Genomic DNA, 12,317 nt, shown 5'->3' with positions numbered 1-12,317 from the left:
ATAATCACTCCAATTGAGTACGTAGGGAGTGGGCTTTATGACATGGCAGAACAAGAGAGAGCATCGGCAATTTGCGGAACAGACACGAAGCGACGCTTCGCGGGCAGCATATGAACGGGATTACTCCCGATTGATCCATTCACCGACTTTCCGTCGGCTGCAAGGCAAATCACAGGTATTTGGCGCAGGCACGGGCGATTATTACCGCACACGGCTGACGCATTCTTTGGAGGTAGCGCAAATTGCGCGCGAAGCAGCACGAAGCTTGCTGCGCCGCCATCCCGAGGTAGAGCTGGAACAGGCAAATAACGCAGGACTGATCATTGACCCTGAGGTGGTGGAATGTGCGTCCATTGCACATGACTTCGGGCATCCGCCGTTCGGACACAAGGGAGAAGAGGTGCTGGACGGGATTTTGGATCAATTGATTGAGACGAAGGTAGAAAAGATATCATCCACCGGAGGCTTCACGCCGGAGTCCAAACGTGGGCAGGAGGCGTATGCACGAGAGCGACGAATTTATGAGCATTTTGAAGGGAACGCACACAATTTCCGGCTGATTATGTTTTTGGAGAAGCGTGAGGACGTGGATGGTTTGAATTTGTCGGACGCTGTGTTATTGGGGATCAACAAGTACCCGTATCCGGGGATTCTGAACAAAAAAGGGATGTACCTGCATGAGTGGGAATACATACGTTCCATCCGTGAGGATTGGGGAATCCCTGACGGTAAAAAAACGTTGGAGGCCCAACTCATGGACCTGTGCGACGATATCGCTTATTCCGCGCATGATTTGGAGGATGGGATTAAGGCAGGGAAAATTGAGGTACACGAGCACTTCTTATATGATCCGTATTTGATTCGTCTGATTACGGAGAAAATCACCACGTTGGAGGATAGCTTCTGGCAAGGCTGGCAATTGGCTCAGATTGAGCAGAAGGTAGCAACTGTGCTGAGCGAATTTTTGAAGGTGTGGAATGGCAAAATGCCGATGTGTGAACACGATTATTCCCGCACCCGCCGTGAAGTGAAGGCATACTGGGTCAGCCTGTTTGTCAGCAGCTTGGGTGTAATTGATGATGGAAATTGGAAAAAGGTGACCTTCATACGGGATGGCAGCGAGGATTTGGATATGCTGCGCACTGTGAGTGTATTGAAAAGCTTTGCTTGGGTCACGATGATCCGCGATCTGCGCGTACAGAGACTGCAAAAGCGGAGTGAATGGATGCTCAGACGGCTGTGGTTGGCTTTTCTGGACCCAGAGACATCCAAGTCTATTATTCCAAGCGACTGGCTCCAGCGCTATGAGCGCGACCAAGGCAAGGCGAAACCGATCTGGACATGGGAGCATATGGTCATTGACTATATTGCAGGAATGACCGATGCTTTTGCTGAAAAAATCTATAATGAGTTATATGGCCTGAAGGTGGGTTCCATTTATGATCTGGACTGACGTTTCAATTAACCTTATATAGTAGAAGAAACTTGTTTTTTACTGATAGAAGGGAGGAATGTCTATGCAATCTCAGTCTTTAGCTATAAAATCGTTGAATCTCGGTGTACTTGATATGGTACCGTTGCTGCCCGGCAACCGTCCGGAGCAAGCGGTTCAATGGGCGAGGGAACTGGCCAGACAGGCGGAGGCGTGGGGGTATACACGCTACTGGACCTCAGAGCATCATAATATGGAGGGGCTGGCTTCCTCCAGTCCGGAAGTGCTGTTGTCTCATATCGGGGCGGTGACGAAGACAATCAAACTGGGTGCGGGTGCTATTTTGCTCCCGCATTATAGTCCGGTCAAGGTCGCGGAATGGTTTCATCTGCTGGCCGTTTTATATCCGGGCAGGGTTGAATTGGGCCTTGGAAGAGCACCTGGCGGGGGACCTCATGCTTCGATGGCACTGAGCGGCAATTTTCTTCAACATGTGGCTGAGCTACCACAGACGATGGAAGCTCTATTGGCTTTGCTGGAAGGCACATACGAATATGAACAGGTGCCCGTGTTTGCCCGGCCGATGCCTGAACAGCCGCCAGCACTGTGGATGCTGGGTACAAACCGAAAAAGTGCCGAATATGCCGCCCGGTATTCAACGGGCTATGTATTCGGTCAATTTATGAGTGAACAGCAAACGGGAGAAATGCTAAGCATTTACCGCTCCAGCTTTCAACCATCCAAACGTATGGACAAGCCATGTACCATGGTTGCTGTAGGGGCAGTATGTGCCTCGACGGATGAGCTGGCGCAGCAATGGGCTGCACAGATTTCATTCGGCGATCCGGCGACACGAGCCAGCTGGCTCGTGGGAACGCCGTCGGATATTGCCGAACGGCTGCGTAGCTTGCAGGTTACATATGATAATGATGAGTTTTTGTTGGTCACGCCGATTCCAGATTATGAGCAGCGGCTTCACTCTTACCGTCTAATAGCGGAGGCCGTAAATTTTAGCCTTGATTCCAAATGAAAAGAGATCTGACATGAATAAACAGGAAACGAATATGGATGAAATAAAACCAAGCTACATATATACCTATGCGTGTCATGAAACGGAACGTGAGTTGTGTCTTTTGGAATTAAAATGCTTGTTCGGTCAGCAGCCCATGCATGATTCCGTGCTGTTGTCAGAGCGGCGGCTGGAGCCGGGGACCAGCCCGTTTATCCATCTTCGGCTGGATGTAATCACAGATGTGGGTACGCTGGAAGAGCTATGCGAAGCGGCTTCCATGTTACAACTTGAGGAGGGAAAGACCTTCAAGGTGTTGTGCCTTAAAGAAGGTGACAATGAGGCCGACTATGACGAGCGGCGTGGGATAGAGCGCCGGATTGGTGCACGTATTCATGGGCAGGCGCAAATGAAGACACCGGATGTCACCCTAGGTGTTATACGGGTAGGAGAACGGTGGCTACTGGGCACGTGTGAGTATAGCGACAGATCGTGGCTGGAGCGTCGTCAGAAGCCGCAAAATTATTCTACTGGACTACCCGTTCTGGTAGCCAGGGCACTTGTGAATTTGGCAGCAACTGATATAACAGCATCGAAGGGGGAGCCAGGGCAATTGAAATTGCTGGACCCGTGTTGTGGTATGGGCAATGTGATGATTGAGGCATTGAGTATGGGAAAGGATATTCGCGGCTGTGATATCAACCCGTTGGCAGTACGTGGGGCACGAGTAAATTTGCGTCATTTTGGATATGAAGAAGATCTGGTGAAGCTCGGGGATATGAATATGCTCGAAGGCACATACGATGCGGCCATATTGGATATGCCCTATAACCTGTGCTCCGTGCTCCCTGCTGATGAACAAAAGAAGATGCTGCGCAGTCTGAGACACCTGGCCACGCGGGCAGTGGTCGTGAGCACGGAGCCGATGGAAACATTGCTATCTGAGTCAGGCTGGACCCTTACGGAGCAATGCCGCATACATAAGACAGGTATGAGTCGGGAAATCTGGATCTGTAAGTAGTTTGTTAATACTGAGTTTTGTAGTTAACCAAATTCAGCGGCAGTTCCTGATCAGCGGCATAGGCTTTCAAATTAGTAATAAAAATATCTACCGCTCGTTCAGCATATCGGTCCGTATCGCCTGCAATATGCGGTGTGATCAGGACATGGTCCAGACTCCATAGTGGATGTGACGAAGGTAGTGGTTCTTCTTCGAATACATCCAGTCCGGCAAAGGCAATATGCTTTTGCTCTAAAGAGCGTACAAGCGCATCCGTATGAACGGTGCCACCGCGACCTACATTAATGAAGAAGGCCCCCTTACGCATAGCTGCAAATGCTTTTTCGTCAAAGAAGTGATGGGTCTCCTCGGTGTATGGCAAAATATTTACCACAATATCCGCAGCTCCCAATGCTTCATGTAATTGTTCGTTAGTGTACATATGCTCTACATGGGGAGCTTTCTTGCCAGAACGGCGAACCCCGATTACCCGCATGCCAAAGGCTTCTGCAATCCGCGCTGTTTCACGGCCAATTTCGCCAACGCCTGTAATCAACAGCGTTTTACCACGTAATTCCGTTAGTTGGCCTTTCGGTGGCTGCCATGTTTTCTGACGCTGCAAGAGAGCTGCTTGCTGTAAATAGCGTGTATGCGATAGCAGCATTCCAAAGATCTGCTCTGTAATTGGAATTGCATGCACACCACTCGTATTTGTGAGTAAAATGTTACGCTTTTCCAATTCGGTAAGCGGTAGCTTATCAATCCCAGCCGACCAAGTTTGTATCCACTTCAGCTTGCTGTCTGGATGTAATGCCTCGTCGGCAATATGCTTGGACCAGCCTAGAATAACCTCGGCCTCCCGGATTTGTTTAGACTCCAATTCCTGAGCTTTGCCAATAATCAACTCGTAGCCCGGAGCCGCTGCATGAACTTGTTTTTTTTGTTCTTCCGTAAGTTGATGTAAACTTAAAATGTTTCCCATGATTCATAGCCTCCTCGATTTTTGATTCCTTGGAGTTTCCAATATACTCTGGCGAACCATCCTTTCAAGAATAACAGATTGCCGGAAAAATTGCATAAGAAGGGTAAAAACGAGCTCGTGGTGTCACTATATATAACAACAAATGGCTTTACCTTGATTAGGGACAATCAAACAGCTACTTTTTGGGATATACACGGGATATCCATAGGAAAGGAGGAAAAGGTTGATGAAAAATGAATCGCAAAGACTTTTTACAGCTATTGCTCTCCCGAATGAGCATAAGAAGAAGTTACGCCATTGGGTGGAGCAGGATTTGGATGATCTGTCTTTTCGCAAATGGAGTGATTTCAGAGATTACCACGTGACACTTCAGTTTCTGGGTGATGTGGAGACCCCGGTTATACCGAAACTTGAGCAGGCTTTAGTTCAAGCTGCAGCTGAGCATGGCCCGTTCACGCTCGGCATTGGAGAAGCAGGCTTTTTTGGCCGTGAAGAATTTCCGCGTGTATTGTGGAGGGGAGTGACTGGGCAGCGAGAGTCGCTGGATCAGCTGTACCAGTCCATACTCCGGGCTACCGAACCGCTCGGTTTTAAACCCGAGGAACGACCTTATCGACCCCATATCACCGTAGCACGTTCGTACACAGGGGAACAGCCCGTTCCAGCGTCTGTTTGGCAGCCAAATGACCGATGCGGCGAGCCGTGGGAAGTGGGAGAATTTGTTTTATATGCAACACGAATGGGGCAAAGACCAATGTACCAAATAATTCAAACATTCCCATTATTGAGGTGAAACCCTTGATCTATCAGCGAATTTAGTGATATAGTGTTTCAGCGTTATTCAAAAGGCGCATTTTGGGTTACATATCTGAGGAATGTGCTTAAAGTTAACGGGAGGAACATTATGGAAATCGTTAAAGAACATCGTTGGTTTGCACCTCTTTTGAGTGTGCTGCTTGTTTGTATATTGGGGATAGGCCTCTACGCTGAGGTTCAGCAAACACGGAAAAATCATAAAAATGCACCATTGCAATCTCTGAGCTGGTCAGGGAACCCTTCGGCTCCTTCGCATAGCGACAGGATGGGGACCCATAACGGGTCAAACAGGACAAGCCCCATCTTTGTCGCGGCTCATGGGCAGCCAAGCTGGAAAGAAATCATGCCGACTCCGTTACCCGCTTCCCAGATGAAGCAGGCGGAACAAGCTCGGAATAAGGTTACCACAGGCACGAAAAAGCCTGAAGTCCAGCATAGCAAGTCCGCAATCCTAACCCCTCCTACAACCATCTACTTTACGAAGACAAAAATGCTCACTCAGAATGACAAGGCGTTGTCTACCTGGAGCTATCCTGTCTCCGCTAAAGAACTGCTCCTGCTGCAAAAAATAGTGATGGCAGAAGCAGAAGGCGAACCGTACGAAGGCAAAGTGGCAGTTGCCAACGTTGTCTTAAACCGGCTGCGGTCAGCCTCATTTCCCGATACGATTCAGGCAGTGATTTATCAAAAAGCGCAATTTAGTCCGGTCGCGAACGGGCGTCTTCATCGTGTTCAGCCCAACCAGGACAGCATCCGTGCGGTTACTGCTGCTTTGAACGGCCATAAAGCCGTGCCTGATAACACCTGTTTTTTCCTGTCGCTTACGTTGGCCCAGGACCTTACGGTTCATCATTCGCGTACCAAGGTGAAAACAATCGGTCATCACACCTTTTATAAATGAGCATTTTGCATAAATCCCCAGAGCGGTTTCAAATCAGCAATGTATAGATCGAAACGCTTTAGTTGGCAGCCTTCTACGAATAACAGCCCTTTCTAAACAATAGGGTTCAGCTTCGTGAGCGTATTTTGTGTGTACAGGTGAAGCCGGTATGCAAAAGAGGTATAATAGGTAAAGGAAAGTAACCTAAATAATGAAAGTGACAAAGGAGGCGCAGACGATATGAAAATCACATATTATGGACATTCAGTTGTACTGGTAGAGGCAGAGGGGAAACGGATTATTATCGATCCTTTTTTGACGGGTAATCCTAAAGCAACCGTACAGGCCGAGGATATTCAGGTGGATGCAGTGCTGTTGACACACGGTCATGCCGATCATTTTGGAGATGCTGTTGAAATTGCCAAGCGCAATGATTGTCCAGTGATCGCGGTCGCGGAACTGGCTGAATATTGTGCATCCTTGGGGGCCAAAGCTCACGGTATGAACCTGGGTGGTGGTCACCAATTTGACGGTTTCCATGTAAAATTCACGCTTGCGTTCCACAGTTCCTCTTTGACGGTGAATGGACAAACGATATATATGGGTGAGCCGGCGGGCATTTTATTGACCATGGGGGGCAAAACATTTTTCCATGCTGGCGACACCGCCCTGTTTGGCGATATGCGCCTCATTGGAGAAACCCATTCGATAGATGCTGCGGTATTACCTATTGGTGACGGATATACCATGGGACCAGAGGATGCCTTGCTGGCAGCGAAATGGCTACGGGCAAGCCGTGTGATACCGGTGCATTACAATACATTCCCCGGTATAGAGCAGGACGGAGATGGCTTTTGTGACCGTCTGCACAAAGAAGGTATTGAAGGGAAAGCCTTGAAGCCCGGCGAAAGTCTCGAATTTTAATACGTATTAACGAATTGCGGGAATACACTTGATGGTCTGTTAGCTCATCAAATATCCTTTGTCAGCCTTTTCTGTTCCTTAGAGGAATAGGAAAGGCTGACTTTTTAAAATGAATATTTATACATAAAAATGAGATATATTTGCATTGATACGTTGAAGCTGTAACGTAAAAGATTTATTATCGCAATTATAAAAACTTTGAATTGCTAACATGGTAGGTCAATGATAAAATGATAGAACTAATTAGATTCATCAGTGGAATCGACGTATTTTTCAAGTCAAGCCATTGCATAATTATTGAAAAATATACGTATTCGGCGGACCGTACCGCCTTGAATACGTCAGTGTTTCTGTCCCCCATTCCTCGTAGTTGTTCTTTGAGTTACCTCTTGTTGCCACTGTCTTCTATTCGGCCGCCTGTATTTCAGGCCAGCATGACTTTATAACAGAAAGGTTGCGTTCCATGAGACAGACAGGTTTACCACCCAAACAGGGACTATATGATCCCCAATTCGAAAAAGACGCCTGCGGCATGGGTTTTGTTGCCCACATCAAGGGAAAACCATCGCACGATATTGTAAGTCAGGCTTTGACCATGCTTGTGAATATGGAGCATCGGGGCGGTCAGGGAAGTGAACCAAACTCCGGTGACGGAGCGGGGATTATGATTCAGGTCCCCCATCTGTTTTTTCAAGAGGAAGCGGAGCGATTGGGCTTCAAATTGCCAAAGGCCGGACATTATGGCGTTGGTATGCTTTTTGTATCCAATGATCCAAAAGTTCGTGAGGTGCATGAGCAGAAGCTAAGAGATATCATTGTGGACGAAGGTCAAAATTGTCTGGGCTTCCGCGATGTTCCAACTTATGACGAAATGCTGGGTAAATCGGCAAAAGCGGCTAAACCGGGCGTACGTCAGGTGTTCATCGGTCGCAGTAGCGATTTGAAAGAAGAGCTGGACTTTGAACGGAAACTGTATATCATTCGCAAACGTGCAGAGCTTGCTATTCGCTATAACAAAGAGGATCAGAGCGGTGAGTCGTTCTATATTCCAAGTTTGTCATGTCGCAAGGTTGTATACAAAGGTATGCTGACAACCGAGCAGGTAGGCAAATTTTATCTGGATCTGCAGGATGAGCGGGTGACATCGGCGATCGCGCTGGTCCATTCCCGTTTTAGCACGAATACGTTCCCGAGTTGGGACCGTGCGCATCCTTATCGTTTTATGATTCACAACGGTGAAATTAACACAATGCGCGGCAACGTGAACTGGATGCATGCGCGTCAGGCGCAGTTTGAAAGTGAAGCATTTGGTGCAGATATCGGGAAGGTAAAACCAGTCATTAATCCGGATGGCTCGGATACGGCTATGTTCGATAATACGCTGGAGTTTCTGTATCTGAGCGGACGTTCCCTTCCTCATGTAGCCATGATGATGGTGCCAGAGCCTTGGAACAAGCATGAAACCATGGACCCGAAGAAACGGGCATTTTATGAATATCACAGCACCATGATGGAGCCATGGGACGGACCGGCTGCGATGGCGTTTACAGACGGTATCCAAATCGGGGCGGTTCTCGACCGCAACGGCCTGCGTCCTGCACGTTACTATGTGACCAAGGATGATCTGATCGCACTGTCTTCAGAGGCGGGCGTATTGGATATTGCTCCTGAAAATGTACTCTATAAGGATCGTCTCCGTCCGGGTCGTATGCTGTTGGTTGATACTCAAGAAGGCCGCATCGTTTCTGACGAAGAGTTAAAGGAACGTATCGCTTCCGAGGAACCTTATCAACAATGGCTGGATGAGCATTTGGTGGATCTGGATGAACTGCCCGAAGCACTGGAACAGCCGGAGCCGAAACATGAAAATGTAAATCAGCTTCAGCTCGCTTTTGGATATACGTTTGAAGAACTGCGCAAAATTCTGGAGCCGATGGCACTCACAGGTGCGGAACCGATTGGCTCGATGGGGTACGATGCTCCATTGGCGGTACTGTCTGACCGTCCGCAACGTTTGTACAATTACTTTAAACAAATGTTTGCCCAAGTTACGAACCCGCCGATTGACGCCATTCGTGAAGAGATTGTAACGTCAACCGCAACTACAATTGGACCGGAGCGCAACTTACTGCATCCAGAACCGGAAAGCTGTCGTCAGATTCGTTTGGATTCGCCGGTGTTGTCGAATGAGGAGTTTGCCAAAATTCGCCACGTACACCGTCCGGGCTTCAAATCAATGACGATTCCGATCTTCTTTGAAGCGAAGGAAGGTGCTGAGGGCTTACGCAAGGCGCTGGAAGGACTGTTTGAGGCGGCTGACCGTGTCATTGACAAGGGTCATAACATCCTGATTTTGTCCGACCGTGGAGTGGATGCGGAAAATGCGGCCATTCCGGCGTTGCTAGCTGTTTCCAGTCTGCATCACCATCTGATTAAGCAGGGTACACGCACACGTGTGAGCATTTTGCTGGAGTCCGGGGAGCCACGGGATATTCACCATTATGCGGTGCTGCTTGGCTACGGTGTGAGCGCGGTTAATCCGTATCTGGCGTTTGAAACGCTGGATGTCATGATTCAGCAGGGCTTGCTGCGCGGCATCTCGCACGAAAAGGCAGTTAAAAATTATATTAAAGCGGCAACGAAGGGTGTCGTTAAAATATTGTCCAAAATGGGTATTTCCACGATTCAGTCGTACCGTGGAGCGCAAATTTTTGAGGCTGTAGGTCTGAAGCAGGATTTTGTTGACCGTTATTTCACCTGGACACCTTCCCGCATTGGCGGTATTGGTCTGGAGGAAGTGACTACGGAAGCGCTGGTTCACCATAACCGTGCTTTTACCGACAAGGACGGCAACGACAAAGTGCTGGATTCGGGCGGCGAATACCAATGGCGTAACGATGGGGAAGAGCATTTGTTTAACCCGCAAACGGTGCATTTGCTCCAGCAATCAGTTCGCTCGGGTGACTACAAGCTTTACAAAAAGTACGCCAAGCTGGTGCAGGGCGAAACGGAACAGCATTTGACGATCCGCTCGATGCTTCAGTTGAAGCCTGCGGGTGAGCCTGTGCCGTTGGATGAAGTGGAATCCGCTGCATCTATTATGCGTCGCTTCAAGACAGGAGCCATGTCTTTCGGCTCTATCAGTCAGGAAGCGCATGAAGATATGGCGATTGCGATGAATCGGATTGGTGGCAAGAGCAATACGGGTGAAGGTGGGGAGAACCCTGCACGTTTCATACCGGATGCCAATGGCGATTCTCGTCGCAGTTCGATCAAGCAGGTAGCGTCGGGCCGATTCGGTGTAACATCGAATTACTTGGTGAACGCCGACGAAATTCAGATCAAAATGGCTCAAGGCGCGAAGCCGGGCGAAGGTGGACAACTGCCAGGACGTAAGGTGTACCCTTGGGTCGCTGAGGTACGTGGTTCTACGCCAGGAGTAGGTTTGATTTCGCCACCGCCGCATCACGATATTTATTCTATCGAGGATTTGGCAGAGCTCATCTACGATCTCAAAAACGCCAACCCGCGTGCTGACATTAACGTGAAACTGGTGTCAGAGGTAGGCGTAGGCACGATTGCTACAGGAGTAGCCAAAGGACGTGCTGACATTATTCTCGTCAGCGGTTATGACGGTGGTACAGGCGCTTCCCCGCAAGGCTCCATCCGCCATGCGGGTATGCCTTGGGAGCTGGGTCTGGCTGAGACGCATCAGACGCTGATGCTGAACAACCTGCGCGACCGCGTGGTATTGGAGACAGACGGCAAGATGCTGTCTGGCCGCGATTTGGTAGTAGCTGCCCTGTTGGGCGCGGAAGAATACGGCTTCTCTACAGCGCCGCTCGTGGCGTTGGGCTGTATTATGATGCGGGTATGCCAAATGGATACATGTCCGGTTGGTGTAGCTACGCAGAATCCGGAGCTGCGCAAAAATTATATGGGTGATCCTGCCCATGTGGTGAATTTTATGCGTTTCATCGCAGAAGATGTCCGCGAAATTATGGCGGAGTTGGGCTTCCGTACTATTCAGGAAATGATTGGACGTACGGATTGTCTGGATACCGTTAACGCCGATTCGCACTGGAAGAAGAAGGGCATAGACCTGAGCTTGCTGCTGCATGTTCCTGAGCTGGAAGACGGTAGTGTACGTTACCGTGTACAACGCCAAAATCACGGTCTGGAAGAAACACTCGACATGCAGAAGCTCGTACCGATGGCTGCGGAGGCGCTGGAGAACGGAACGCCTGTTGAGGGCACCTTGCCTATTACAAACGTGAATCGGGCGGTAGGTACGATTCTGGGCAGCGAGGTCACCCGTAAGTATGGGGCGGCGGGTCTGCCTGAGGATACGATTCGTTTTAACTTTATTGGATCGGCAGGTCAGAGCTTCGGGGCATTTATTCCGAAAGGCATCACGCTGAGCGTGGAAGGCGACAGCAATGACTATGTCGGTAAAGGGCTATCTGGCGGTAAGGTTATTGTGAAGAAATCTCACAAAGCGACCTTTAAGGCAGAAGAGAACATTATTATCGGAAATACAGCCTTGTATGGAGCGACCAGCGGTGAAGCTTACATTAGCGGAATCGCAGGCGAGCGTTTTGCCGTTCGGAACTCCGGCGCACGTATTGTTGTTGAGGGCGTGGGTGATCATGGCTGCGAATATATGACAGGTGGACGTGTAGCTGTATTGGGTGGAACCGGACGAAATTTTGGAGCCGGGATGTCCGGAGGTATTGCATATGTCTATGACCCTGAGGGGACGTTCCTGAGCCGTTGTAATCTGGAAATGGTGTTGCTGGAAGGTGTGGAAGACCCTGCAGAAGCAGCGGATTTGCGCGGCTTGATTCAGCGCCATGTCACTTACACGGGTAGTGAAGCGGGACAACGTATTTTGGATGAATGGCAGACTGCGATTCAGCAGTTTGTACGGGTGATTCCAAAGGATTACAAGCGTATGGTTGAACAGATCCAAAAAGAAGAGGCAACTGGTTTGAGCGGGGATGAAGCTCTGTTGGCAGCATTTGAAGCCAACATGCGTGAATTGGCGCGTGCCGGCGGCTAAAATGTAGACCAACAAATTCACTAAAAAAAGGACTTGCTGAATACCGCTGTTATAATCACGGTGGTACCAGCAAGTCTTTTTTTTAGGTTAATAAAAATGTGAATTATTTCCTTGACAAACGTTATAAATTCTGACATTACCCCCAAAATGTTTTCCTGAAACGGTAAATATGTTATAAAAAGTACCAAATTTTTTGGAATGTAACCGTTTAC

General features: G+C 48.9%; 8 protein-coding genes. 7 read left to right on the top strand and 1 reads right to left on the bottom strand.

All coding sequences use genetic code 11. The features are described 5' to 3' along the window. Positions 1-37 precede the first annotated feature (37 nt). The 3 genes from AC6EJC_RS04975 (at position 38) to AC6EJC_RS04965 (ending at position 3,462) form a co-directional block, all read left to right on the top strand. On the top strand, positions 38-1,453 hold the full coding sequence (locus AC6EJC_RS04975; RefSeq protein ID WP_444952999.1) for a deoxyguanosinetriphosphate triphosphohydrolase family protein: 1,416 nt from the start codon (positions 38-40) through the stop codon (positions 1,451-1,453). Between the two features lie 64 nt (positions 1,454-1,517). After that, positions 1,518-2,462, top strand: coding sequence for an MsnO8 family LLM class oxidoreductase (locus AC6EJC_RS04970; protein ID WP_444952998.1), 945 nt, complete (start codon positions 1,518-1,520; stop codon positions 2,460-2,462). Between the two features lie 13 nt (positions 2,463-2,475). Continuing rightward, on the top strand, positions 2,476-3,462 hold the full coding sequence (locus AC6EJC_RS04965; RefSeq protein ID WP_444952997.1) for an RNA methyltransferase: 987 nt from the start codon (positions 2,476-2,478) through the stop codon (positions 3,460-3,462). A 4-nt stretch (positions 3,463-3,466) separates the two neighbouring features. On the opposite strand, the gene AC6EJC_RS04960 is transcribed toward AC6EJC_RS04965, so the two are convergent. Continuing rightward, positions 3,467-4,423 (bottom strand): D-2-hydroxyacid dehydrogenase, encoded by a 957-nt coding sequence (locus AC6EJC_RS04960; RefSeq protein ID WP_444952996.1) that lies wholly within the window; start codon positions 4,421-4,423, stop codon positions 3,467-3,469. A 226-nt stretch (positions 4,424-4,649) separates the two neighbouring features. Here AC6EJC_RS04960 and thpR point away from each other — a divergent pair, with 226 nt between their 5' ends. From thpR to gltB, 4 genes are all read left to right on the top strand, one after another. After that, a complete protein-coding gene (thpR, locus tag AC6EJC_RS04955) occupies positions 4,650-5,216 on the top strand; it encodes an RNA 2',3'-cyclic phosphodiesterase (RefSeq protein WP_444952995.1) in 567 nt (188 codons plus the stop codon). A gap of 111 nt (positions 5,217-5,327) precedes the next feature. Then, entirely contained in the window at positions 5,328-6,140 is an 813-nt protein-coding gene (locus tag AC6EJC_RS04950) for a cell wall hydrolase (protein WP_444952994.1), read from the top strand. A 219-nt stretch (positions 6,141-6,359) separates the two neighbouring features. Further along, positions 6,360-7,043 carry a metal-dependent hydrolase gene (locus tag AC6EJC_RS04945; RefSeq protein WP_444952993.1) on the top strand — a complete coding sequence of 228 codons (684 nt, stop codon included), beginning with the start codon at positions 6,360-6,362 and terminating at the stop codon, positions 7,041-7,043. A 463-nt stretch (positions 7,044-7,506) separates the two neighbouring features. Further along, positions 7,507-12,105, top strand: coding sequence for a glutamate synthase large subunit (gltB, locus tag AC6EJC_RS04940; RefSeq protein WP_444952992.1), 4,599 nt, complete (start codon positions 7,507-7,509; stop codon positions 12,103-12,105). Positions 12,106-12,317: the final 212 nt, after the last annotated feature.

The organism is Paenibacillus sp. TY11, assembly GCF_059772165.1.
Note: the sequence above shows the minus strand (reverse complement) of the source record. Positions and strands in the feature narration are given on the sequence as shown.

What these genes read in the sequence shown, in the direction of transcription:
- AC6EJC_RS04975 (WP_444952999.1), top strand. Translation starts at nt 38, where the DNA reads ATGACATGGCAGAACAAGAGAGAGCATCGGCAATTTGCGGAACAGACA.
- AC6EJC_RS04970 (WP_444952998.1), top strand. Translation starts at nt 1,518, where the DNA reads ATGCAATCTCAGTCTTTAGCTATAAAATCGTTGAATCTCGGTGTACTT.
- AC6EJC_RS04945 (WP_444952993.1), top strand. Translation starts at nt 6,360, where the DNA reads ATGAAAATCACATATTATGGACATTCAGTTGTACTGGTAGAGGCAGAG.
- AC6EJC_RS04965 (WP_444952997.1), top strand. Translation starts at nt 2,476, where the DNA reads ATGAATAAACAGGAAACGAATATGGATGAAATAAAACCAAGCTACATA.
- AC6EJC_RS04950 (WP_444952994.1), top strand. Translation starts at nt 5,328, where the DNA reads ATGGAAATCGTTAAAGAACATCGTTGGTTTGCACCTCTTTTGAGTGTG.
- gltB (WP_444952992.1), top strand. Translation starts at nt 7,507, where the DNA reads ATGAGACAGACAGGTTTACCACCCAAACAGGGACTATATGATCCCCAA.
- AC6EJC_RS04960 (WP_444952996.1), bottom strand. Translation starts at nt 4,423, where the DNA reads ATGGGAAACATTTTAAGTTTACATCAACTTACGGAAGAACAAAAAAAA.
- thpR (WP_444952995.1), top strand. Translation starts at nt 4,650, where the DNA reads ATGAAAAATGAATCGCAAAGACTTTTTACAGCTATTGCTCTCCCGAAT.